20 protein-coding genes are annotated in these 24,457 nt (G+C 54.9%); 9 read left to right on the top strand and 11 right to left on the bottom strand.

Translation table 11 applies throughout. The features are described from left to right. Nucleotides 1-43: 43 nt before the first annotated feature. Entirely contained in the window at nucleotides 44-1,366 is a 1,323-nt protein-coding gene (locus MUU47_RS15625) for an MFS transporter (protein ID WP_258989082.1), read from the bottom strand. Between the two features lie 110 nt (nucleotides 1,367-1,476). Then, nucleotides 1,477-1,677, bottom strand: coding sequence for a YfgG family protein (locus tag MUU47_RS15630; RefSeq protein WP_110508970.1), 201 nt, complete (start codon nucleotides 1,675-1,677; stop codon nucleotides 1,477-1,479). 315 nt (nucleotides 1,678-1,992) lie between these two features. On the opposite strand from MUU47_RS15630, the gene MUU47_RS15635 reads away from it, so the two are divergent. Continuing rightward, nucleotides 1,993-4,248, top strand: coding sequence for a bifunctional diguanylate cyclase/phosphodiesterase (locus tag MUU47_RS15635; RefSeq protein ID WP_258989083.1), 2,256 nt, complete (start codon nucleotides 1,993-1,995; stop codon nucleotides 4,246-4,248). Here MUU47_RS15635 and ppx read toward each other — a convergent pair. The 4 genes from ppx to purM all read right to left on the bottom strand — a co-directional run bounded on the left by ppx (nucleotide 4,228) and on the right by purM (nucleotide 9,707). Beyond that, nucleotides 4,228-5,772: an exopolyphosphatase gene (gene ppx / locus MUU47_RS15640; RefSeq protein ID WP_258989084.1), complete on the bottom strand. Its 1,545-nt coding sequence runs from the start codon at nucleotides 5,770-5,772 to the stop codon at nucleotides 4,228-4,230. The two genes, MUU47_RS15635 and ppx, sit on opposite strands and share 21 nt — an antisense overlap. A gap of 3 nt (nucleotides 5,773-5,775) precedes the next feature. After that, a complete protein-coding gene (ppk1, locus tag MUU47_RS15645) occupies nucleotides 5,776-7,836 on the bottom strand; it encodes a polyphosphate kinase 1 (protein WP_258989085.1) in 2,061 nt (686 codons plus the stop codon). Between the two features lie 192 nt (nucleotides 7,837-8,028). Then, nucleotides 8,029-8,670 carry a phosphoribosylglycinamide formyltransferase gene (gene purN / locus MUU47_RS15650; RefSeq protein WP_258989086.1) on the bottom strand — a complete coding sequence of 214 codons (642 nt, stop codon included), beginning with the start codon at nucleotides 8,668-8,670 and terminating at the stop codon, nucleotides 8,029-8,031. Further along, nucleotides 8,670-9,707 carry a phosphoribosylformylglycinamidine cyclo-ligase gene (purM, locus tag MUU47_RS15655; protein ID WP_258989087.1) on the bottom strand — a complete coding sequence of 346 codons (1,038 nt, stop codon included), beginning with the start codon at nucleotides 9,705-9,707 and terminating at the stop codon, nucleotides 8,670-8,672. The genes purN and purM overlap by 1 nt, the downstream gene beginning before the upstream one ends. Nucleotides 9,708-9,961: 254 nt before the next feature. Here purM and bglK point away from each other — a divergent pair, with 254 nt between their 5' ends. The 5 genes from bglK (at nucleotide 9,962) to MUU47_RS15680 (ending at nucleotide 15,282) form a co-directional block, all read left to right on the top strand. Then, the gene (bglK, locus tag MUU47_RS15660) at nucleotides 9,962-10,837 is read left to right on the top strand and encodes a beta-glucoside kinase BglK (protein WP_258989088.1); all 876 of its coding nucleotides are present in this window, start codon (nucleotides 9,962-9,964) and stop codon (nucleotides 10,835-10,837) included. Between the two features lie 13 nt (nucleotides 10,838-10,850). Further along, nucleotides 10,851-12,281 (top strand): 6-phospho-beta-glucosidase, encoded by a 1,431-nt coding sequence (locus MUU47_RS15665; RefSeq protein ID WP_258989089.1) that lies wholly within the window; start codon nucleotides 10,851-10,853, stop codon nucleotides 12,279-12,281. Nucleotides 12,282-12,474: 193 nt separating this feature from the next. Further along, nucleotides 12,475-13,101: a uracil phosphoribosyltransferase gene (upp, locus tag MUU47_RS15670; protein WP_159760663.1), complete on the top strand. Its 627-nt coding sequence runs from the start codon at nucleotides 12,475-12,477 to the stop codon at nucleotides 13,099-13,101. Nucleotides 13,102-13,195: 94 nt separating this feature from the next. After that, nucleotides 13,196-14,482: a uracil permease gene (uraA, locus tag MUU47_RS15675; protein ID WP_258968058.1), complete on the top strand. Its 1,287-nt coding sequence runs from the start codon at nucleotides 13,196-13,198 to the stop codon at nucleotides 14,480-14,482. A 98-nt stretch (nucleotides 14,483-14,580) separates the two neighbouring features. Next, nucleotides 14,581-15,282, top strand: coding sequence for a DnaA inactivator Hda (locus MUU47_RS15680; protein ID WP_258989390.1), 702 nt, complete (start codon nucleotides 14,581-14,583; stop codon nucleotides 15,280-15,282). A gap of 96 nt (nucleotides 15,283-15,378) precedes the next feature. Here the strand turns inward: MUU47_RS15680 and MUU47_RS15685 are convergent, their stop codons facing one another. The 3 genes from MUU47_RS15685 to celB are packed head-to-tail and all read right to left on the bottom strand — an operon-like array spanning nucleotide 15,379 to nucleotide 19,097. Continuing rightward, entirely contained in the window at nucleotides 15,379-16,818 is a 1,440-nt protein-coding gene (locus MUU47_RS15685) for a leucyl aminopeptidase family protein (RefSeq protein ID WP_374684758.1), read from the bottom strand. A gap of 3 nt (nucleotides 16,819-16,821) precedes the next feature. Further along, nucleotides 16,822-17,775: a glycosylasparaginase gene (locus MUU47_RS15690; RefSeq protein WP_258989090.1), complete on the bottom strand. Its 954-nt coding sequence runs from the start codon at nucleotides 17,773-17,775 to the stop codon at nucleotides 16,822-16,824. Nucleotides 17,776-17,777: 2 nt separating this feature from the next. Continuing rightward, entirely contained in the window at nucleotides 17,778-19,097 is a 1,320-nt protein-coding gene (gene celB / locus MUU47_RS15695) for a PTS cellobiose transporter subunit IIC (RefSeq protein WP_159769895.1), read from the bottom strand. Nucleotides 19,098-19,253: 156 nt separating this feature from the next. Between celB and MUU47_RS15700 the strand changes: the two genes are divergently transcribed. Then, the gene (locus tag MUU47_RS15700; RefSeq protein WP_258989091.1) at nucleotides 19,254-20,084 is read left to right on the top strand and encodes a helix-turn-helix domain-containing protein; all 831 of its coding nucleotides are present in this window, start codon (nucleotides 19,254-19,256) and stop codon (nucleotides 20,082-20,084) included. Here the strand turns inward: MUU47_RS15700 and arsC are convergent. Together arsC and bepA are read right to left on the bottom strand one after the other, a co-directional pair. Continuing rightward, nucleotides 20,077-20,433, bottom strand: coding sequence for an arsenate reductase (glutaredoxin) (gene arsC / locus MUU47_RS15705; protein WP_258989092.1), 357 nt, complete (start codon nucleotides 20,431-20,433; stop codon nucleotides 20,077-20,079). The two genes, MUU47_RS15700 and arsC, sit on opposite strands and share 8 nt — an antisense overlap. 9 nt (nucleotides 20,434-20,442) lie before the next feature. After that, complete coding sequence (bepA, locus tag MUU47_RS15710) at nucleotides 20,443-21,906, bottom strand: beta-barrel assembly-enhancing protease (RefSeq protein ID WP_258989094.1); 1,464 nt, start codon at nucleotides 21,904-21,906, stop codon at nucleotides 20,443-20,445. Nucleotides 21,907-22,129: 223 nt separating this feature from the next. Here bepA and MUU47_RS15715 point away from each other — a divergent pair, with 223 nt between their 5' ends. Together MUU47_RS15715 and MUU47_RS15720 are read left to right on the top strand one after the other, a co-directional pair. Next, nucleotides 22,130-23,200: an AI-2E family transporter gene (locus MUU47_RS15715; RefSeq protein WP_258989095.1), complete on the top strand. Its 1,071-nt coding sequence runs from the start codon at nucleotides 22,130-22,132 to the stop codon at nucleotides 23,198-23,200. 50 nt (nucleotides 23,201-23,250) lie between these two features. After that, entirely contained in the window at nucleotides 23,251-24,432 is a 1,182-nt protein-coding gene (locus tag MUU47_RS15720; protein ID WP_258989096.1) for a sugar diacid recognition domain-containing protein, read from the top strand. The last annotated feature ends 25 nt before the right edge of the window (nucleotides 24,433-24,457 follow it).

The raw sequence follows: 24,457 nt of genomic DNA on the forward strand, positions 1-24,457 counted from the left end.
AAAAATCATGAATTTCAGGGCGACGCAGGTCGCCCTGATTGCGTTATGGCCTGGTATTTGTTTCTTCCACCGTGTCAGTATCCTCAGGCGCGGCCTCTTCTGCCGGTGTATCGACCATCGCCTCCTGAATGACGTCTTCATCCATTGATGGGTTCAGCGCCACCGCCAGCGGCGAAGACATCAGGCTGTCGGGCATCACCACGTGTGGCAATGGCGCATCGACAATGATCTCCGGCTGACGTTTTCTGATCCAACTGATGGCCCCGATAGTCGCGCCGCACAGCGTGAAGCAGAAATAAAGCACGTTACCGCCGAAGGGTTGCATGATTGCGCCGGTTATCAGCGGCCCGATACAGGCCCCGACGCCGAAAGCCATCAGCAGACATGCCGTCAGCGATACGCGGCGTTCTGGCTCAACGCGATCGTTGGCAATCGCCACGCCAAGCGGGTAAAGCGAGAACATCGCCATGCTGGAAATAAAGGCCATACCCAACAGCCAGTAAAAGCCAAGGTGAGGCAGAACCGACAGCGGCAGAGAGGCCAGCGCAAACAGCACCGCGGTATAAAACAGCAGATGCTGACGGTCATAGCGATCGGAGAGCCAGCTGAGCGGGAACTGTGACACCATCCCGGCGAAAATAGTCACACCCATGAACAGGCCGGTTTGCCGGGTGGTTAAGCCTTGCGAAATGGCATACACCGGCGCCAGACCGTAAAACGCCCCGGCGGCCATGCCCATCACTAGCGTTGCCGCCAGCAGTTTGGGGATAGCTTTAAAGAAGTAGCCGAGCTCCATCGGAGCGGGGGTCATTGGCTGCGCAGTGGTGCGTGTGGTGAGCGCAATTGGCACCAGGCACAGGGCGAAGCAGAGCGCGACAATCAGCAGCATCGACGGCCCGGTTCCCGCTGCCGCCATCAGGATAATCTGCCCGCCGCACAGGCCGAGATAGGTCGCGACCATATACAGCCCGAAGATGGCGCCGCGCTGCGAGGATTCCGCCCGGTCGTTGAGCCAGCTTTCCAGCACCATGTACTGGCACATCATGCACAGGCCGATAACCATGCGCAGGAAAATCCACAGGGGAATAAAATCGCTGAGTCCGTGTCCGACGACCGAGGCGGTGATGATCCCCGCACAGGAGACGTAAGCACGTATATGCCCGACGCGGGCAATCAGGTTGTGGCCGACTTTGCCGCCAATCACCAGACCGAGATAGTTCGCTGCAGTTATCGCCCCGATAACCGTACCGCTGACGTCTTCGTGCGCAAGGCGCAGTGAAATATAGGTCGTCAACAGCCCGGAACCGAGCAGCATCAGCAGGGTGGTGGTGTACAGCGGCAGAAAGGTATTCAGGATGTTTTTCATACGTTCCCTGTATTGGCTGTTCGTTACGGGTTCACCATCATCGTGCTTGGTTTTACCGTAGGATGCAAATGCAGGGACTTTTACCGGGAATAGTCCTGGCCAGATGGGAGTTAATTTTGCTCGGTGCGCACCTGAGTTTCAGTGACCTGACTCGACTGCTGCGCGGCTTTCTTGTCCTGATGATGCTGCCAGGCGCCGATTGAGGAATAGACGAAGCGGCCAAAGAAGAAGAGGAAGCTGATAAGTAAAATGATCCGGGTCATGCGACTGTTAAACTGATGTCGTTTGCGCATCGGGGTTGCCTGGCTCACTGAGGGGGTCCTTTAATAATACCCATTATGGGCGATGGGGCCTATTAAGGCACAGCGAGGCAGCAGGGTCAATTAACAATTGCATAAAAAGTGTGCAAAACAGAACCGGAGATCAAAACGGGCGAACGCATGAATGGAATGATGCATTAATCATAACCGCATTGTGGTTTATTGATTTAAGTCAAATCGTCCACCCTGGTGCTACTTATAATCTCTTGCCCCTTTCCGCTCTGTAACCATTCGCGGAAGTCACTAATCAGGTTGGATGCCTGTCTGAAACCACCCATCAGGAATTGGGTCCTCTTTTGAGTATCTATGCATCTTACTGAATTATATAAAAACAATCGTGATAAATGGTGGGGGCTACCGCTCATCCTGCCAACGCTGCTTTTACCCGTTGCCCGCGCGGCTAATACCTTCAGCCATATCGATGGCGGTATCGTTTCACTCTATTATTTGCCGCTGGCCCTGCTATTGTCTCTGATGCTTTTTTTTGGCTGGAAAGCGCTGCCCGGCATCGTATCAGGGATTTGGCTGGTCATTGCTCAGGGCATGACCGTCCCTGAAACGATTGGCATCACCTTCCATTTTTTAATCCCGATAATTCTCAGCTGGGGCGGGTATCGGGTTTTCGTGCCGAGGCGGCATTCCGTTTCCTATGGCTGCACGCGTTTGATGCCGCAACGTCTGTTCTGGCAGATGTTTTTCCCTGCGACCCTTTTTCAACTGCTGCTGCTGGCCTGCGTCTTTTTTAACATCCTGCCTGCGCGAATTTCGCTGGCCGGAACCGGGCCACTGACGCTGCACAGCCTGATTAACTACCAGTCGGTGCTGGTGGGCTGCTTAACCGGAGTGCCGCTGTGTTATCTGGTCATTCGGATCATCCGAAATCCGATGTATTTGCGCGCGTTCATCTCCCAGATGCGCCAACAAATTGACGCCAAAGTGAGTACGGGCGAGATGATCGTCTGGTCACTTATCTTATTGATTATCATGGGCCTGCTTTTTATTCCTGCCGCAAATGCAGCCTCTATTTTCACCACCAATTATACCCTCTCACTGCTGCTGCCGGTGATGCTGTGGGGCTCGATGCGTTTCGGCTATCAGCTGATGTCTATCGTCTGGACGGTAGTGCTGATAGTTAGTATTCACTTCTACTACCGTTACATGCCGTCTTATCCGAGCTACAGCAACCAGCTGGCGATTACCTCATCCAGCTATCTGGTGTTCTCGTTTATCGTGGTGTACATGGCGATGCTGTCGACCCAACAGCGCTACATCCACGCCCGCGTGAAACGGATGGCGTTTATCGACCCCGTGGTTCAGATGCCGAATTTGTGGGCGCTGAGCCGCAAGCTCTCGAGCACACCGTGGTCAGTGCTGTGTTTCTTACGTATTCCAGAACTCGAAGTGCTGGGGCGTCATTACGGGATGATGGTGCGTATCCAGTACAAACAAACGCTGGGGAAATGGCTTGAGCCGGAGCTGCACGACGGGGAGTGTACTTACCAGCTTTCCGGCCACGACCTGGTGATTCGACTGAATACGGAAGCTCATGAAGAGCGGATTGCTACCATTGATGCGCGGATTAAAAGATTTCGTTTTGTTTGGGATGGAATGCCGCTGCAGCCGAACGTGGGGGTGAGTTACTGCCATGTGCGTTCTCCGGTGATGCAGCTGCCGATGCTGTTAGGTGAGCTGAGTACGATGGCTAACTCCTCGTTGGTGACCGGTTCACCTGAAAATCTTCAGCACCGTAACGCCTCGCATTTGCAGGAGGGCCTGAAAGATAAAATCACCATGATGAACCGGCTGCAGCTGGCGCTGGAGCACGGTAATTTCAGGCTGATGGCGCAGCCGATTGTCGGCATGCGCGGCGACAGTTATCACGAAGTATTGCTGCGTCTGAATGGCGATAACGACCAGCTGATTTCCCCGGAAGTGTTTCTGCCGGTGGCCCATGAGTTTGGGCTTTCATCGCGGATCGACCTGTGGGTGCTGGAAAATACGCTGAAATTTATGGATAGCTGTCGTGAAACGCTGCCTGGCCTGCGATTGTCGGTGAATATCTCACCCTCATCGGCCTGCGGATCACAGTTTCCGAAGACGGTATCCGACCTGCTGATGCGCTATAACATTCAGGGCTGGCAGCTTATTTTTGAAATCACTGAAAATCAGTCGCTGAGTCACCCGGACCAGGCCATGCTCAACATGGCGCAGCTTCAAGCGTTGGGTTGCCGCATTGCCATTGATGATTTTGGCACGGGCTATGCCAGTTATGCGCGACTGAAAAATGTTAGTGCCGATATCCTTAAAATCGACGGCAGTTTTATCCAGAATCTGCTGTCGAGCACTCTGGATTACCAAATCGTTTCGTCGATTTGCCAGCTGGCGCGAATGAAGAACATGCAGGTGGTGGCTGAGTACGTAGAAACGGATGAAATCCGTGAGGCGGCGCTGAGCCTGGGAATTGATTATCTGCAGGGCTTTTATCTCGGCAAGCCAGAACCTTTAGACGGTCTGGCTGCCGGGAATATCGAGCCTGTTATATCAGGCGGCGATGTCTGGTGAGTCTTCTTCTTCGGTAATTTTCAGCATCCAGCCGGTTACGCCTTGCCAGTACTGCTGCTCTTTTTCCAGATCGAGTAGCACCAGCGCGTTTTGACTAAACCAGTCGTGAGGGAAGCACAGTGTCCAGTGATTCGCTTCGGTGGTCAGTGTTAACGTCGGTGGAGTCGTCGTGGCCTGACGCTGGTTATTCAGCAATACGCCGAGGCGTAGCAGCTGGATCATCGGCAGGAATTGCTTCTTCTTAAACAGCGTAAAGCGCGGCAAATCGTCCAGCTTCACCCCTTTGCGATGATAGCGCACCAGGGTTGCCATCAGCATCTGCTGCTCTTGGTTGAAGCCTGGCAAATCACTGTTTTGCAGAATGTACGCCGAATGGCGATGCATTCCGCTGTGATTGATATTCAGTCCCACTTCATGCAGCATCGCGGCCCATTTCAACAGGGCAGCCAGCTGGGGATGCGCCTGCTTCGCGTTCTGCTGCACCCACTGTTCATACATCTGATGGGTTGTTTCCAGCACGCGACGTGCCTGTTCGCGGTCGATATGATACTGACTGGCCAGGCTTTCCGCGGTTCGGCTGCGGATATCGTCATGGCGGAAGCGGCCTTCCATTTCATACAGCACGCCTTCGCGCAGCGCGCCGTCAGACAGGCGAAGCTCTTTAATGGCGAGTGAATCAAACACGCCGCACAGAATCGCCAGGCCCGGCATAAAGACCGCCTGACGGTCTTCTGAAAGCCCAGGCAGACTGAGCGCGCTAAAGTTTTTAAACTTCAGCGCTTCGTCAACCAGCATTTCCAGGCGTTCCGGCGTGATGATGCCATCTTTCTCGCCCATTTCGACCAGCACTTCATGCACTGCTTTAATGGTGCCGGACGCGCCCATGGCCACGTTCCAGCCCTGAATACGGTATTGCCAGGAGAGCGTTTCCAGTTTCTGCACCGCCGCAAGGCGCGCGCGCTGGAAGTTCTCTTTGCTGATAAGTCCGCCAGGGAAGAACATTTGGGCAAAGCTCACGCAGCCCATACGACGGCTTTCAACCAGCTGCGGCGTAAAGTCTTCGCCGATGACCAGCTCCGTCGAACCGCCACCGATGTCGATAACCAGCTTGCGGCCTTTTTCCGGTTGCGTATGCTCCACGCCCATAAAAATCAGACGCGCTTCTTCATTCCCGGAAATGATTTCAATCGGATAAGGGATCACTTTTTCCGCACGCTTCAAAAACTCCGGCGCGTTCAGCGCCTGGCGAAGCGTATGCGTGCCGACAATGCAGACGCTGGACGGAGGAAACCCTTGCAGGCGTTCCGCAAACAGTGACAGACAGGTCAGGCCGCGCTCCATCGCTTCTTCACTGAGCATATTGTCTTCATTCAGGCCATCGGCCAGATGGACACGCTGTTTCAGGCGGCCAATGATTTGCAGCGCACCGTCAACGACGCGTGCGATAACCATATGAAAACTGTTCGATCCCAGGTCAACCGCAGCAATCTCCTGCGGTCGTGACGTTTTGGTTTTTATGGGCATAGATTAATCGGGCTGCTCAAGTGATTTAATGTAGTCGTAGATCGCCAGCTGTGACCGGACTTTGCGGCGGTTGCCGCGGGGCACGTAACGATTACTCAGTTCTTTGTCGATAAAACGGGCTTTCACGGTATCGCTAAATTGCAGATCGACGATATCCAGCACCTGTTGTTTCAGGCGTGGATCGAGGATAGGCGTAGCGACTTCAATTCGGTAATCGATATTGCGCGTCATCCAGTCAGCGGAAGAGAGCCACACTTTTTTCGTGCCGCCATCTTCAAAAATATACAGCCTGTCGTGCTCAAGATAACGGTCGACGATGCTGATGACGTTAATATTTTCGCTAATGCCTTCCAGCTGCGGAATAAGCGAACACATACCGCGGATCAGCAGATTCACCGGCACGCCGGAGCTGGACGCTGCATACAGACGATCGACCAGGCCTTTGTCGACCAGGTTGTTCAGCTTCAGGGTGATCCCCGATGGGCGACCGTTCTGAGCGTGGGCAATTTCGTTGTCGATCATGTCATACAGCAGACGACGTGAGTTCTGCGGCGAGACCATCAGATAATCGAAATTCACCGGGCGGTACGGGTTCTCAATGAAGTTAAACACCCGCCGGACTTCGTTGGTGATCCGCGCATCGGCGGTCAGCAGCGAATAGTCGGTGTAAATTCGGGCGGTTTTTTCGTTGAAGTTACCGGTGCCTATATGCGCATAGCGCACCACATCGTCGCCTTCCTTACGCGAAACAAGGAATAGCTTGGCGTGAATTTTCAGGCCAGGCGCGGAGAAGATAACGTGGACGCCCGCTTCCGTCAGGCGCTTCGCCCAATGGATGTTGGCTTCTTCATCAAAGCGCGCCTGCAGCTCAACCACCACGGTCACTTTTTTACCGTTGTGCGCCGCGTGGATCATCGAATCAATAATGCGCGAGTCTTTCGCCACGCGGTAAATATTGATTTTGATAGCCAGCACGCTCGGGTCAAACGAGGCCTGACGCAGCAGTTCCAGCACGTGCTCAAAGGTGTGATACGGGTAATAGAGCAGCACATCGCGTTCACGAATGGCGTCGAAACCGTTACGGAATTTATCGAACCAGATATGACGCAGGCGTGGCAGCGGTTTGTTAACCAGATTGGCTTTACCGACGTTCGGGAATCCAATGAAATCTTTAAAGTTATGGTAGCGGCCGCCCGGCACGATGGAGTCATAACGGGTGATAGCGAATTTTTTACGCAGCATTTCGACCATCGCATCAGGCATATCGCGCTGATACACAAAGCGTACCGGCTCAGCCGTCAGGCGCTGTTTCAGGCTCGAGGACATCAACTCCATCAGGCTCGATTCCATCTCATGCACCAGGTCGTACTCGGCGTCACGGGTCATTTTCATCGAGTAGGCATTCAGGGCGTCGTAATCGAAGAAGCCCTGGAAGATGTCGTCCAGGCAGTAGCGCAAAATGTTGTCGAGCAGGATCATCGGTTTGCGGCGACGCGGTGTTTCCGGCGGCAAATTGACGAAGCGCGGCACCTTATCAGACGGGATTTCCAGCAGGGCGTAGCTAATTTCTTCGCCGCGAATAATTTCCACCGCCAGATAGGTGTAATCGTCTTTCAGGAACTGGACTAAATCCGTTTCGCGATTAATCAGAATCGGCGTGATGTGCTGGCGCAGGTAATGTTTGAAGTAGTGGCGTAACCAACTTTGCTGATTGACCGATAACTGACGCTCGTTAATCAGGAAAATTTGATTACGCGCCATTTCGAGCAGCAACTCGTTATAAAGGCTGTCAAATTCCTGGTCGGCTTTCAGCACGCGGGCCTGAATTTTTCCCAGAAGATGGCGGGAATGGGCGGTGAGGCCTTGTTCTTCACTGATGATAATGCGGCGTTTGAGTTCGGCAAAACGTACTTTATAGAACTCATCAAGGTTATTGGAGTAGATCCCCAAAAAACGCATGCGTTCTATCAACGGGTTGCTTTTATCCGCTGCTTCCTGGAGAACGCGCTCGTTAAAGGATAACCAGCTCAGTTCTTTTTCGATATAAAGCTTATCCTGACCCATTACTACTCACACTCCGGTTGATTGACGCGGACAGCCCTCACATTATGGCGAGCTTTGACCAGTGATGTCCAACTGTGCCAGGTAAGTATGACAATAATCTGTTTGTCGTGAACCTGCGATAACGTTTTTTTATTATTCAGCGGTATGGGAGAGGAGAAAAAGCGCCTGTCGCGATGGACAGGTGGCCTGCAACTACGCTTCGGAGGCGTAGCCTTGCGCGGGGAGCTGAACACCGTCCAGCCATGCGCTGTTGTCTTTCATTGCCAGACGTCCGTCGACAAACCAGCTCACCACCAGTGGGTAAATGGCGTGCTCCTGGTGCTGAACTCGAGCGGTAATGTCATCTTCCGTGTCACCGGCGAACACCGGAACGTTGGCCTGTAAAATAACCGGGCCACCGTCGAGTTCGTCCGTCACGAAGTGCACGGAGGTGCCGTGCTCTTCGTCGCCGTTTTCCAGCACCTGACGATGGGTGTTCAGGCCCGGATATTTCGGCAGCAGGGAAGGGTGGATATTCAGCAGACGCCCTTGATAATGCGCCACGAACGCCGGACTCAGAATGCGCATATAGCCTGCCAGCACCACCACATCAGGGGCGTAGGCGTCAATTTCCTGCATCAGCTCGCGGTCAAATGCTTCGCGGTTGGGAAACTGACTGGCGCTCAGCACATGCGTCGGGATCGTTGCTTCACGGGCGCGCTCAAGGCCGAACGCGTCGGCCTTATTGCTGAAAACAGCCCGCAGGGTGCCATTGATTTTCTTCTGCTTGCAGGCGTCGATAATCGCCTGCAAATTGCTTCCGTTGCCAGAAATCAGCACCACAATATTTTTCATTACTCGATGACCACGCGCTGTTCAGAATCGGAAGCTTTGATATAGCCGATTTTCCACGCGTTTTCACCTTTCTCATTCATCAGCGCGATAGCTTTATCGGCTTCTGAGGCTGGCAGCGCAATCAACATGCCCACGCCACAGTTGAAGGTGCGATACATTTCATGTTGGCTAACGTTACCGGCGGTTTGCAGCCAGTTAAATACGGACGGCCACTGCCACGAGGATTCGTCGATCACGGCCTGAGTGTTGTCCGGCAGCACGCGCGGAATGTTCTCCCAGAAGCCGCCGCCGGTCAGGTGCGCGATGGCGTGCACGTCGACGCTGGCAATCAGTTCCAGAATGTTTTTCACGTAGATACGGGTTGGCGCCAGCAGGTGATCGGCCAGGGGTTTACCGTCGAGTTCCGTGGTTTCTGGATTGGTGTCGCTGACTTCAAGGATTTTACGCACCAGCGAATAACCGTTGGAGTGTGGACCGCTGGAGCCGAGCGCCACCAGCACGTCGCCACCAGCTACTTTGCTGCCGTCGATGATTTCGGATTTCTCAACCACGCCCACGCAGAAACCGGCCACGTCATAATCTTCGCCGTGATACATACCCGGCATTTCAGCGGTTTCGCCGCCCACCAGCGCACAGCCGGACTGCAGGCAGCCTTCGGCGATGCCGGTGATAACGCTGGATGCAACGTCAACGTCCAGCTTGCCGGTCGCGTAGTAATCAAGGAAGAACAGCGGCTCCGCGCCCTGTACCACCAGGTCGTTCACGCACATGGCCACCAGATCGATGCCGATGGTGTCGTGACGCTTAAGATCCATTGCCAGGCGCAGCTTGGTGCCGACGCCATCCGTACCGGAAACCAGCACCGGCTCACGATATTTTTGCGGCAGTGCGCACAGTGCGCCGAATCCACCCAGGCCACCCATCACTTCCGGGCGGCGGGTTTTCTTCACCACACCTTTGATTCGGTCAACCAGAGCATTACCCGCGTCAATATCAACACCGGCATCTTTATAGCTAAGAGAGGTTTTGTCGGTCACTGCAAGTCTCCACGAATGGCGTTAGCAAATAAAATCGGCGCCATTCTAACAGCCTAAGCAAACGTTTGCGAGCCTGGGCGCGGGATATCTTTTGTTGACGTTTTTTTACACGCTTTCAGCATTCATTCAGGCAAATTTGAGCCCGTTCACGAAAATGAAACCGGGTACATTTTAATGCTTGCAGGTTATTGCCACAGCACACAATATTCCACTGAAACCGGTTTCTGAAATTGCCGTCAGGAGGAGTAAAGCAGATGCATATTGCCGCGTTTGATATTGGTGGCACGGCGCTCAAAATGGGCGTAGTGACCGACGAAGGAACGATCGTCGCGAAAGGGAAAGTGGCCATCAAAGACAGCGACGGCGAGGCCATTCTGCAAGGCATTCTGAGCTGGCTGGATGCGCATCCTGAATGTGAAGGCATCGCCATTAGCGCCCCTGGCTACGTCAATCCTCACACTGGTTTCATCGAAATGGGCGGGGCTATCCGCAAATTCGACCAGTTCGGTATCAAAGCGTGGCTTGAAGAGCGCACCCGTCTGCCGGTTGCGATTGAAAACGACGCCAACTGCGTGCTGCTCGCCGAACGCTGGCAGGGCAAAGCGGCAGACATGAGCGATTTCCTGGTGCTGACCATTGGCACCGGTATCGGCGGCGCGATTTTCTGCAATAACCAGCTGGTGCGCGGCGCGCGTTTTCGCGGCGGTGAATTTGGCTACATGTTTACCGACCGCCCCGGCAGCCGCCACCCGACGCACTACACCATGAATGCTACCTGCACGCTGCGCGTCCTGCGCAACCGCTATGCGAGCCATATCGGGAAACCGCTTGATGACGTCAGTGGCGAAGAGATTTTCGACGCCTGCGATGCGGGAGACGCGGTTTGCCAGCGGCTGGTGAACGATTTTTTCAACGGCATCGCCAGCGGCCTGTACAACCTGGTCAATCTGTTCGACCCGCAAACTATTCTGCTCGGCGGCGGCATCACCGAACGCCCGGGCTTCCTGCAACAACTGAAACAGCATCTCGCCTGGTTCGGTATTGATGAATACGTCGATACCGTCAGCCACGGCAACGACGCCGGTTTACTCGGCGCGGTTTACCATTTTAATCAGCAGTCTGAATGTTAAAGAGGGAGTTGTTATGTCCGGATTTAAAAGCGATTTTCTGTGGGGCGGTGCCGTTGCGGCACATCAGCTGGAAGGCGGCTGGAAAGAGGGCGGAAAAGGCCCGAGCGTTGCCGATGTGATGACCGCCGGGGCCCACGGTGTAGCGCGTGAAATTACCGACGGCGTGCTGCCTGGAAAAAACTACCCGAACCATGACGCGATCGATTTCTATCACCGTTATAAAGACGACATCAAACTGTTTGCCGAAATGGGCTTCAAATGTTTCCGCACCTCGATTGCCTGGACGCGTCTGTTCCCGAAAGGTGACGAGCTGGAGCCAAACGAAGCGGGTCTGAAATTCTACGACGACCTGTTCGACGAATGCCTGAAATACGGCATCGAGCCGGTGATTACGCTGTCGCACTTCGAAATGCCGTATCACCTGGTGAAAGAGTACGGCGGCTGGCGTAACCGTAAAGTCATCGACTTCTTTGTGCGCTTTGCGAAAGTGGCGTTCGAGCGCTATCAGCACAAAGTGAAGTACTGGATGACCTTCAACGAAATCAACAACCAGGCAAACTTCCACGAAGATTTTGCGCCGTTCACCAACTCCGGCATCAAATACGAAGAGGGTGAGGATCGCGAGCCGATTATGTATCAGGCGGCGCACTACGAGCTGGTTGCTAGTGCGCTGGCGGTGAAAGTGGCGCGTGAGATTAACCCATCCCTGCAGGTCGGTTGCATGATTGCAATGTGCCCGATTTATCCGCTGACCTGCGCGCCGGACGACATGATGATGGCGATGAACGCTATGCATCGCCGTTACTGGTTCACCGATGTGCACGTGCGCGGCAAATATCCGCAGCATCTGCTGAACTACTTCGAGCGTCGTGGTTTTGAACTGGACATCACCGCAGAAGATAACGCCGCGCTGAAACAGGGCTGCGTCGATTACATCGGCTTCAGCTACTACATGTCCTTCGCCACCAAGGCGACGGCAGACAACCCGCAGCTCGACTACGATGAAACCACCAGCCTGGTCTCCAACCCGTACGTGAAAAAGTCTGACTGGGGCTGGCAGATTGATCCAGTTGGCCTGCGTTATTCACTGAACTGGTTCTGGGATCACTATCAGCTGCCGCTGTTTATTGTGGAAAATGGCTTTGGTGCCATCGACGTGCGTGAAAACGACGGCAGCGTAAATGACCAGTACCGCATTGATTATCTCTCCGCCCACATCGCCGAAATGAAAAAGGCCGTGGTGGAAGACGGCGTGGACCTGATGGGCTATACGCCATGGGGCTGTATCGACCTCGTCTCTGCCGGCACTGGCGAGATGAAAAAACGCTACGGCTTTATCTATGTCGATAAAGATAATGAAGGCAACGGCACCCTGGAACGTAGCCGCAAAAAATCTTTTGCATGGTATCAAAAGGTTATCAGTAGCAACGGCGAAGCGCTCTAATTGTGCGCGATTGATTCACTGAAAGACAAAACCTCGCTTCGGCGAGGTTTATTTTTATCCTTACTTTATAATGAGTAACAATGTGTTAATCACTTTGCTTGATCCCCGTCAATGAGAACGGGTATGGCGCTGCCTGCAAAAAGCGGTATAATCCGGCGATTTTTTTGTGGTTGCCCCTCAGAGGAGAAAGAGAATGAAGATTGTGGAAGTGAAACACCCGCTCGTAAAACACAAGCTGGGCCTGATGCGTGAGCATGACATCAGCACCAAACGCTTCCGTGAACTCGCCTCAGAAGTGGGCAGCTTGCTGACTTATGAAGCAACGTCTGACCTGGAAACTGAAACTGTCACCATCGAAGGCTGGAACGGCCCGGTGCAGGTCGAGCAGATTAAAGGCAAGAAAATTACTGTTGTGCCAATCCTGCGTGCAGGCCTGGGCATGATGGAAGGCGTGCTGGAGCACGTTCCGAGCGCGCGTATCAGCGTGGTCGGCATCTACCGTAATGAAGAAACCCTCGAGCCAGTACCGTACTTCCAGAAGCTGGTGTCAAACATCGACGAGCGCATGGCGCTGGTGGTTGACCCTATGCTGGCAACCGGCGGTTCAATGATTGCCACCATCGACCTGCTGAAAAACGCAGGCTGCACCAGCATTAAGGTGCTGGTTCTGGTTGCGGCACCGGAAGGTATCGCAGCGCTGGAGAAAGCGCACCCGGATGTAGAACTCTACACCGCGTCCATTGACCAGGGCCTTAACGAGCACGGATACATTATTCCGGGCCTCGGCGATGCCGGTGACAAGATTTTTGGTACCAAATAACAGATTCATTAAAAATAGCCGACTTTGAGAGTCGGCTTTTTTTTGACTAAAACACCGCAATACAAACAACAACACTCAGACAGAGGATAAGATTATGACGCGCCGCGCTATCGGGGTAAGTGAAAGACCGCCACTTTTGCAGACCATCCCGCTTAGTTTGCAGCATCTGTTCGCCATGTTTGGCGCGACGGTGCTGGTACCTTTCCTGTTCCACATCAACCCGGCAACGGTTCTGCTGTTCAACGGTATCGGCACGCTGATGTATCTGTTCATCTGCAAGGGCAAAATCCCGGCCTATCTCGGTTCAAGCTTTGCGTTTATTTCCCCGGTGCTGCTGCTGTTACCGCTGGGTTATGAAGTGGCGCTCGGCGGCTTCATTATGTGCGGTGTGCTGTTCTGCCTTGTGTCGTTTATCGTCAAAAAAGCGGGCACCGGCTGGTTGGATGTGATGTTCCCTCCGGCGGCGATGGGCGCGATTGTCGCGGTAATCGGCCTGGAACTGGCACATGTGGCGGCTGATATGGCTGGCCTGCTGCCAGCAGCGGGTACGGCGCCAAATACCACCAGCATCATGATTTCACTGATAACGTTGGGCGTAACGGTGTTCAGCTCCGTGCTGTTCCGCGGTTTCCTGGCGATTATCCCCATCCTGATTGGCGTGCTGACGGGTTACGCGCTGTCGTTTGCGGTCGGTATCGTCGACACCTCCGCGATTGCACAGGCTCCGTGGTTTGCGTTGCCAACCTTCTACACCCCGCGCTTTGAGTGGTTTGCTATCTTCACCATTCTGCCTGCCGCCCTGGTGGTTATCGCCGAGCATGTCGGCCACTTGGTCGTGACGGCGAACATCGTCAAAAAAGATCTGATCCGCGACCCGGGCCTGCATCGTTCGATGTTTGCCAACGGCCTGTCGACCATCATTTCCGGTTTCTTCGGCTCTACGCCAAACACCACTTACGGTGAAAACATTGGCGTGATGGCGATCACCCGCGTGTACAGTACCTGGGTTATTGGCGGCGCGGCGATCATCGCCATCCTGCTGTCCTGCGTCGGTAAACTGGCGGCGGCGATTCAAATTATCCCGGTTCCGGTTATCGGCGGCGTGTCTCTGCTTCTGTACGGGGTGATTGGTGCGTCAGGTATTCGCGTGCTGATTGAATCGAAAGTCGATTACAACAAAACGCAAAACCTGATCCTGACCGCCGTGATTCTGATCATCGGTGTCAGCGGTGCGACAGTCCATATCGGTGCAGCAGAGCTGAAAGGCATGGCGCTGGCGACCATCGTGGGTGTGGCCCTGAGCCTCATCTTTAAACTGATAAGCGTTCTTCGCCCGGAAGAAGTGGTGCTTGATCCCGCTGACAGCGATAAAACAGCGTAACGATCGATCAACCGGGCGGGACTTCCCGTCCGGTTCTCTCATTCGCGGATCTTGTGTTACACTCACCGCGTTTTTAGCAGTTCCATGTTGAGGTCACTCTGAACGCTCCGGCTCAGCTCTCTTTGCCACTCTATCTTCCCGACGACGAAACCTTTGCGAGTTTCTGGGCGGGTGATAACTCTTCTTTACTTGCCGCAGTGCAAACCATGCTGCGTCAGGATCACAGCGGATACATTTACGTCTGGTCGCGCGAAGGTGCTGGCCGCAGTCATTTGCTGCACGCAGCGTGCGCCGAGCTTTCACAGCGTGGCGACGCCGTCGGCTATGTTCCGCTGGATAAACGTACCTGGTTCGTCCCGGACGTGCTGGAAGGCATGGAGCATCTGGCGCTGGTTTGCATCGATAATATCGAATGTGTGGCAGGGGATGAGCCGTGGGAAATGGCGATTTTTAATCTCTACAACCGCATTCTTGAATCGGGCAAAACGCGCCTGCTGATTACCGGCGATCGTCCACCGCGCCAGCTGAATGTTGCTCTGCCGGATCTCGCATCCCGTCTCGACTGGGGGCAAATCTACAAGCTGCAACCGCTGTCCGATGAAGACAAACTTCAGGCGTTACAGCTGCGTGCGAAAATGCGTGGGTTTGAGATGCCGGAAGACGTCTGCCGCTTCCTGATGAAGCGCCTCGATCGCGAAACCCGCACCCTGTTTATGACGCTCGATCAGCTCGATCGAGCGTCGATTACCGCTCAACGCAAACTGACCATCCCGTTTGTGAAAGAGATCCTCAAGCTGTAGGCCGGATACGCATCGCGCCATCCGGCACAATTGCCCGGCGGCGCTACGCTTGCGCGGGCCTACAAAATCACACGACTATTCCCACCGGGCACGATATCACTTCAAATCATCCAATAGATGCTGCATCAACAGCGGAATTGGTCGGCCTGATGCCACGCTTTTACCCCCCTCACGCCACAATGCCGTACCGCTGACATCCAGATGCGCCCACGGAATTTCCGGCGGGCAGAAATGATGCAGCAACCATGCGGCCGACGCGCTGATCGCCGCATTATTCGTCGGTGTATTGCACAAATCGGCAATCGCGCTTTCGGTCTGTTTTTTCATTCGTCCATCGAGGGGAAGTGACCACACCTCATCGCCACTTTTCTTCCCGGCCTGAACCAGTTGCTCGCGCAACATCTCGTTTTGCGTCATTAATCCGCTCAGCTCATAGCCCAGCGCTTTTACCACTGCGCCGGTCAACGTCGCCATATCGATAATGAAACGGGTCTGCGGATGACGCTGGCTGGCCCAGGCAATCGCGTCGGCCAGTACCAGACGGCCTTCGGCGTCGGTGTTATTGATTTCCACCGTCATCCCGTTACAGGCCCGCGCCACGCTGCCGGGCTGCATCGCGTCCGGCCCGATGGCGTTCTCGGCCAGCGCTAATACACCCATCAACCGCACCGGCAGGGCCAGTTCCGCGATACTCAGCATCAGGCCGAGTACGTTTGCCGCGCCGCACATGTCGTATTTCATGGTGTACATGCCCGCGCCTTCTTTCAGCCACAGGCCGCCGGTATCGAACGTAATGCCTTTCCCAACGTAGCTGCGCACCGGGCCGTCTTTCGCCCCGTCATAATGAATCGCCAGCAGGCGGGGAGGGCGAGTTGAGCCTTTCCCGACGGCGTGCAGCAGCCCCAGGCTTTGTGCCTGAATGGCGTGTTCGTTCAGCACTTCACAATGCAGCGCAGGAAAATGCGCGCACAGGCGCTGAGCTTCCTCCACCACAAACTGCGGGGTACAGGTTTCCGAAGGGATATCCGCCAGGCGACGCGCTGCCAGCATCCCATTGGCGACCGCGTGCTGCTGACAAAATGCCTCATGCAGCGTTTCCTGCTGCGATGACAGACAGAACCCGGTCAGGCATTTGATCCGCTCGCGTGCCGTTTTTCCGCTTTTCAGGCCAAGATCGTCCAGGCTGTGATCGAGATTGAAAACCCAACGCAGAACAGGATCACGCACGCCGCTTTCGCTGAGCAAGGTGCAATCCAGTACCACGTTTTCGCTGACGGGCTTTTTGAAGAACGGCCGCAGAGAGGTGAGCAGCTCTTCGGTCAGCGTGTCCTGCCAGGCGGCGTCAGGAATAATTGTGATGCGGGCGAACGGCGTACAGCCAAATTGACTGTCTGCCAGCTGACCCTTGCGGGCCTGCGCGACCATTTCTGCCAGCAGCGGAATGTCGAACGCTTCCAGCAGCGGGCTGTCAGGCGAGGTAATCAGATGGCTGCCGTGCGGTACGGCTGAAGGTTCGGTGACTAAATGAAATTCCATGATTTACTCCTCAATCGGGGCGCTAATACGCGCGGCGTAAGCCTGCATCCATTCGTCATCCACCGGCTGGTAATGGGTTTTCTCCTGACGGCGCTCGGCGAGATAAACGGTCAGCGGCTGATTTTCCGTGGCGACCACAAACGAAAACGTTTTGATATTGGTGGCAGCGCCAAACTCCCCGCGGCGGTTCATGCACACCACCGACAGATCACCCGCGCGGCCAAACCGCGACATCAGCTTGTCTTCCAGCTCAAACACCACCGAATCCGCGGCGTCCTGCGGCGACATACCGCCCGCCATCCGACGCACGATTTCATAGCTGGTGCAGCCTTTCATTAGATCTTCGCCAACGCCGGTAGCCGTTGCCGCGCCTGTTTCACTGTCGCAGTAAAAGCCGGAGCCCATGATCGGGGAATCGCCAATGCGCCCGCGTTTTTTCATAAACAGGCCGCTGGTGGAAGTGGCGACGCTCATCGCCCCTTGCTGATCGAGCCCAATAATGCCGACCGTGTCGTGCCCATCATACGGGCTGAGGCCTTTATCGAGCGTTTCGCGACAGCGCTTGCGGTAGTGCTGCATTGCGCGGTCGGTCAGCATGGTTTTCTCGGCAAAGCCCTGTTCCAGAGCCCATTCACGCGCACCCTGGCCGACCAACAGCGAGTTATAGCGTTGGCGGCTGAGCGCCTGCGCCACGCGAACCGGATTGGCGATATCAGTCAGATTGCCGACTGCACCAAACGCCAGGGTGTCGCCGTCCATAAAGGCAGCATCCAGTTCAACCTCGCCGTTTTCGGTTGGAAGCCCGCCGTAGCCGACGGATTTGTAGAGCGGAAAGTCTTCAACGGCAACAACGGCATCCACAACGGCGGTGGATGCGGCTCTCCCTGCGGCCAGCGCCGACGCTGATTCAGTTACACCTTCCAGCGCCATTCGCCAGGTTGCAATAATTCCCCACATCGTTACGACTCCTGTTTTGCCATCTGGCGAGTTTCATTTTCAGTCAAGATTTCTGCCGCCCGATACTGCTTATCGAGAATGCGCATGAACGGCAGGTAAAGCATCGCGCCAATCAGCAGATTCAATATTTGCATTACGCTGCCGGAAAGGTGCCCGGTGACGATAAATCCGCTCAGCACCGGCGGCAGCGTCCACGGAATGAACACCCCGGTGGTGACCGCCACTGCGCCAATTTTCATCGCTACGTACTGGATGGTGACCAGCACCAGCGGCACGAGGTTGAACGGGATGAGCATGATCGGGTTCATGATGACCGGCAGACCGAACAGCACTGGTTCATTGATGTTGAATATCGACGCACCCGCGCCGAGGCGGGCCACTTCGCGCATGTTTTTACTGCGTGCGAAAATCAGCATCGCAATTACCAGCGACAGCGTAGCACCCGCACCGCCCATCCATATCATGTCGAAGAACTGCTCGGTAATGATGTGTGGCGGCGTCACGCCCGCCTGAATGGCGGCGATGTTGTCCGTCTGATTTTCCATCCACAGCGGACGAATAATGCCGTTGATCATCGAGCCGGAGTTAATGCCCACGGACCACAAAATGGTGATGCTAAACACGGTCATCAGCGCGCCGAAATACGAGGTGCCGTAGTGGCGAACCGGGGTGGCGACCACTTCATAAATGAACTGGTGAATGGTGTTGTAGTGGGTGTTTTCAAAGCCGATGCGAATGATCAGCACCAGGATCATCACCAGCAGCGCCGGGATCAGCGCCGCGAACGATTCCTGCACCGCTGGCGGCACGCCGTCCGGCATTTTGATAACCAGCTTTTTACGCTTCAGCCAGCAGAACAGCTCAGTCCACAACAGTGAACCGATCATTGCCACGAACAGACCTTTGCTGCCGATCCACTCCACCGGCATGACGGTAATACCACCGTTTTCTGCGACTTTAATAAACGGGGTCAGGATAAGGAAGCTCACCAGCGCCAGAATGCCGCACGACACGCGGTCTTCTTTGTAATGCTCTGCCAGGCGATAGGCCACCAGGAAACTGATAAACAGCGACATGGTGGAGAACACTGCATTAAACGGGATCTCGACGATGCTGCTCCAGCTCTCACCAAAGGTGTGAGACATAAATTGCTGATAGCCCTGATTAGGGAACGACGAAATCACCAGCAGGATCGATCCGACAATGATAAACGGCATGAATGAAACATAGGCACCGCGAATGGCGCACAGATGGCGTTGCTGCGCGGCTTTCGCTGCCAACGGCATCAGTTTGGCTTCTAAAAATCCCAGAACATTGTTCATTGTGAGCTCCGCACGAGACTGACTGTTTGTTTGTGTGTTATGTATGCGGATTATCAGTGAAAGGCGGGCGGTGAAAGGTGAATCCGGTCACAATGCCAGCGCGTGACCAATATAAATCTCATATGATTGGTTCTTACCGATCATCAGGAATTGACGATGGAAATTAAGCTGCATGCGAATGCCACCACCACGCCGCGCGTGCGTCGTTACCTTCAGCAGTCTGATAAAAGCGACCGTGAGCTGGCGAAAGAGTTGGGGATTTCAGTCACCACCGTCCGGCGCTGGCGCAATCGCGAGCAAACCGGCGACAGGCACACGACGCCAAATGTGGTACACAAAGTAATGAGACTTGAACAGGTGGCGCTGGTGAATGCGCTGCGTGACACCCTGTATGCCCCGCTGGATGAGCTGCTGTTTATGGTTAATGAAGGGTTAGGTATTCCGATTTCTCGCGCCACGTTGAACCGCTATTTGCGGCCTGCACATCAGCGGAAAAAGGCCGCACCGCAGGGGAAAAAAGCGCTGAGGGCGGGTGCGGTGCCAAATATGCTAACGCTTCATTATCGGCGGCTGTCGATGACGATGGACGATGGTGGCGATCACCATTTGCTGTGGGCACGTGAACCGCTGAGCGGCTGGTGCCACGCCCGGGTCTATTCCGGCATCTCGCTACCGCTGGTTGAGAACTGGCTACAGGAAACGCTGTCACGCTGCCCTGCTGATATTCAATGTCTTGAGACTGAGTGGGTTAAATGGCTTGAGATTGACGCGCCGGGCATGAACGTTTCCCGTCTGCCGCAGGCCGTAGCGAGCACGGTAACCTTTACGGAAGCCCTGCGTACGCTGGTTCCAGCCGCAACGGAGCCGGATGCTCTGGTGCAGCAGTTGAGCGTTTTATGGAATACCGGGAAAACGCAGAAGAAACTGGGAGAGAGTACGCCGCAGGGCTTTTTAAACGCTTACGCTGCGGCATCAAAACCTAGATAATTTCCAGCACCTGTTCCGGCGGGCGCCCAATCCGCGCCTGACCGTTTTTCACCACGATTGGGCGTTCAATCAGCTTCGGATGGGCCATCATCGCTTCAATCAGTGCGTTTTCACTGAGCGCACTGTCTGCCAGATTCAGTTCTTTATATACGTCTTCTTTCTGACGCATCAGCTCACGGGCGCTGGTCATGCCGAGCATTTTCAGCAGATTTTTCAGCGTCGCCTCATCTGGTGGCGTGTCGAGATACAGCACCACCTCCGGCTCCACGCCGTTGTCTTTCAACAGTGCTAAGGTTTCTCGGCTCTTGGAACAGCGTGGGTTGTGGTAAATCTGGACCGCTTGAGTCATCGGGTGTCCTTACATTTTTGAATAGGGTTTAAACGTTTCCTGCAACTGACGGAACTGGTCAATGCGAGCGTCATAACGTGCCTGCTGCAGACTGCCGAGTTTGACCTGGGCGCTGGCACTGCTGAGTAGGGAAATAGATTGATCGAGTCGACCGACCAGCGCCATACCTTCTGCCCGCGCCGCCAGCTCCTGATCGCGATTGCCGAGCTTGCCTTCTGCCTGCGCCAGTAAATCCCAACCGTTAACATCGTCTTTATAGGCAAAGGTGTAGCGATTAAGCAGCGTGGCCGCTTCCGCCGGGTTTCCGGATTCAAGCAAGGCATTGGCCAGGTTCAACTGAAGCACCGGGCTGTTGCGTAAATCTTTCGCCGCTTTCAGACGGTTAACGGCTTCAGCGTTTTTGTTCTGGCCCAGCGAAATGTCCGTTGCGAGATCGAGATACCAGACATTCTGTGGATTGGTGGTCAACAACGGCTGCAATTGCTTGCTGGCCTCAGCATAGTTATTGGCCTCCATCGCCTGAAGGGCGCGGCCATACTGTGCTGCGTGCTGCTCACGAATATTGCCTTTGGACCAGCTGTCGAGCAGGTCGCTGCCGAGTTGATTCTGGCCGTTGTTATACATGCCAAGCGTACGTGCTTTCGCCATGTAGAAATCTTCGGAAGACTGCACCACCACCGGACGCATCTGGTTGGCGCGGTTACGCGCATCCGCCAGACGGCTTTCCGGCAGGGGGTGCGTCAGCAGCATTTCGGGTGGTTTGGAAGAGTAGCGAGACTGGTCCATCAGCTTGTCCATAAACTGCGGCATAGCCTGAGGATCGAAGCCGGAACGCTGCAACACCTGAATACCGATGCGATCGGCTTCTTCTTCGTTCTGGCGGGTGAAGCTAATTAGCCCCTGCTGCGTGCCCGCCAGCGTACCGGTTAACGCCGCCATACCGGCCTGCGGGCTGGCCATTGCCAGCAGAATCGACCCCAGCGCACCTACCCAGGTCAGCGGCGCGTTACGCTTCTGGTCTTCCATTGCGCGGGCCAGGTGACGTTGAGTAACGTGCGAAATTTCGTGTGCCATCACTGAAGCCAGCTGGCTTTCGGTATCGGCATAGCGGAACAGCGCCGAGTGCAGGACCACGTTTCCGCCGAAGAAGGCGAAGGCGTTCAGCTCGTCGTTGTTAATTAAGAAGAAGTGAAACGGTGTACGCACCGAGTTGGCATGAGACACCAGGCGCATCCCGAGGCCGTTAATGTACTGAACCAGCAGCGGATCGTTAATCAGCGGCGCACTGCCGCGCAGTTGACGCACGTAAAAGTCGCCCATCTGCATCTCTTGTCCGATGGAGAGCGTGCTTCCTGCGGTGGTGCCCATATCCGGCAGTGAATCTGCGGAGTCCGCAAAGGCAGGTAAGGCCTGACTTAGGGTCAACGACGCGATGAGAGTCGCAACCAGCGTTTTTTTTAACTGCCTGAACATAACTCGGTCCTGTATGTAGGGTGTGCCAGTTTGACCGACAACGCGGCGTAACGTTCCACTGTCGGCTGCCATCGCAGTTTAGCTGGCTGCGAGACGCCTGAATATACCCTTGCGTGACTTTTGCTACTGGGTGCGGTGCCGCGCAAAAAGCACAGGCAATTTTGTGACATTTCGATACAATTCACACGGGCCTTTTGCCCGCCATTCAGGGAACGGTGTAGTTATGCTCGAAATGTTAATGCAGTGGTATCGTCGTCGTTTCAGCGACCCGGAAGCGATAGCGCTGCTGGTCATTCTGCTTGCCGGGTTCGGCATTCTCTTTTTCTTTAGCGGGCTGCTGGCGCCGCTTCTGGTCGCGATTGTGCTCGCGTATCTGCTCGAATGGCCTACCGTTCGCCTGGAACGTATTGGTTGCTCGCGGCGCTGGGCAACGTCGATTGTACTGATCCTGTTCGTCGGTATTTTGCTGCTGATGGCCTTTGTGGTGATGCCGGTCGCCTGGCAGCAGGGAATCAACCTGATCCGCGATATGCCAGGCATGCTCAATAAACTGTCGGATTATGCCGCCACCTTGCCACGCCGCTATCCGGCGCTGGTGGATGCCGGGATCATTGATGCGATGGCGGAAAACCTGCGCACCCGGATGTCAGGGATGGGCGACTCAGTGGTGAAATATTCGCTGGCCTCGCTGGTGGGGCTGCTGACGCTGGCGGTGTATCTGGTGCTGGTGCCGCTGATGGTCTTTTTCCTCGTGAAGGATAAAGAGCAAATGCTCAACGCTGTTCGCCGCGTGCTGCCACGCAATCGCGGGCTGGCAGGCCTGGTGTGGATGGAGATGAATCAGCAAATCACCAACTACATTCGCGGCAAAGTGCTGGAGATGATTGTTGTCGGCGTCGCTACCTGGATTGGCTTCCTGCTGTTCGGGCTCAACTATTCACTGCTGTTGGCGGTGCTGGTTGGCGTGTCGGTGCTGATTCCGTATATCGGCGCATTTGTGGTGACCATTCCGGTAGTGTGTGTGGCGTTGTTCCAGTTTGGGTTGGGGACGGAGTTCTGGAGTCTGTTCGCTGTGTACCTGATTATTCAGGGGCTGGATGGCAATTTGCTGGTGCCGGTGCTGTTCTCCGAAGCGGTGAATCTGCATCCGCTGGTGATCATTCTGTCGGTGGTGATTTTCGGCGGCCTGTGGGGATTCTGGGGCGTGTTCTTCGCCATTCCGCTAGCGACGCTTATCAAAGCGGTGGTGCATGCCTGGCCGGACAGTCCGGCAGTCGTTGACGAAGCGGAGTGAATATCAAGAGGCAGCATTCGCAACCATCAGGGAGGGAGCGGGCTATCACGATGTTGAGAAACCATTATTTAAAGGATTACACCGCGCAGCAGATAGTCCAGCGTGCGATGAAAATCATCCCTTACTCGGTCAATGTGATGGACGAGCAGGGGGTGATTATCGCATCCGGAGAGCCTGCGCGTATTCATCAGCGCCATGAAGGGGCGATCCTGGCGCTGAAAGAGAATCGGGTGGTGGAGATTGATTCCGCCACTGCCAATCAACTCAAAGGTGTGCGGCCGGGGATTAATCTCCCCATTTCGTTCAACGGGCAGCTGATTGGCGTGCTGGGCATTACCGGCGAGCCGAATAAGGTTCGGGCCTACGCGGAACTGGTGAAGATGGCCTCGGAGTTGATCATCGAGCACATGGCGCTTATCGAACAGAAACAGTGGGATAAACGTTACCGTGAAGAGCTGATTAACAAGCTGATTCAATATGAAAACACGCCGGATTCCCTGCATTCGATGGCATCGTATCTCGGTATCGATCTGGCGTTGCCCCGGGTGGTCATGGTGATTGAGCTGCGCCAGCCGGATCGCGAAGCGCTGCGTAATCTGATGGATTATTTCGACAATCGCGCCCGCGATCATCTGGTGACGTTCAGCGATTTCAACGAGTTGATTATCATCAAGCCCATTGTGCTGAAGGGCGGAGAATGGGACGTGCGTCAGGAGGTGAGCGCGTTGCAGAGCTTTAAATCCTGGGCGACGTCATCGGGTTTTAGCCGCATTATCATCGGCGGCTATTTTTCCGGGGAAACCGGGTTACATCGCTCGCTGCAGTCGGCCCGGGCGACTCAGGCGCTGGTAAAGCGACAGAAGCTAAAAAGCCAGTATGTTTTCTATCACGATTACGCGCTGCCTGCGTTGCTGGGCGGCGTGTCGGAAAGCTGGCAGGTGCAGGAGCTGTCGCGTCTGTGGCTGCATCTGGTTGAAAACGATGCCAAAGGTGTTTTGCAGCACACCCTTCGTACATGGTTTGAACAGAACTGTGACCTTACTCAAACCGCCAATACCCTGCACATTCACGTCAATACGCTGCGCTATCGCCTTCAACGCTGTGAGGATATTACTCAGATAAAAATCAATGAGTTGAAAAATATGCTCTGGCTGTATATCGGCATGGAGCTGCAGCGTGAATCTGTCGGTTCCCACAATTTTACCCCCTCGACAGGAGCGAAAATTCGTTAGAACCTCCAGGCCAAACGGCGACGTA

Source organism: Scandinavium hiltneri, from assembly GCF_024764835.1.
GTDB lineage: Bacteria > Pseudomonadota > Gammaproteobacteria > Enterobacterales > Enterobacteriaceae > Scandinavium > Scandinavium hiltneri.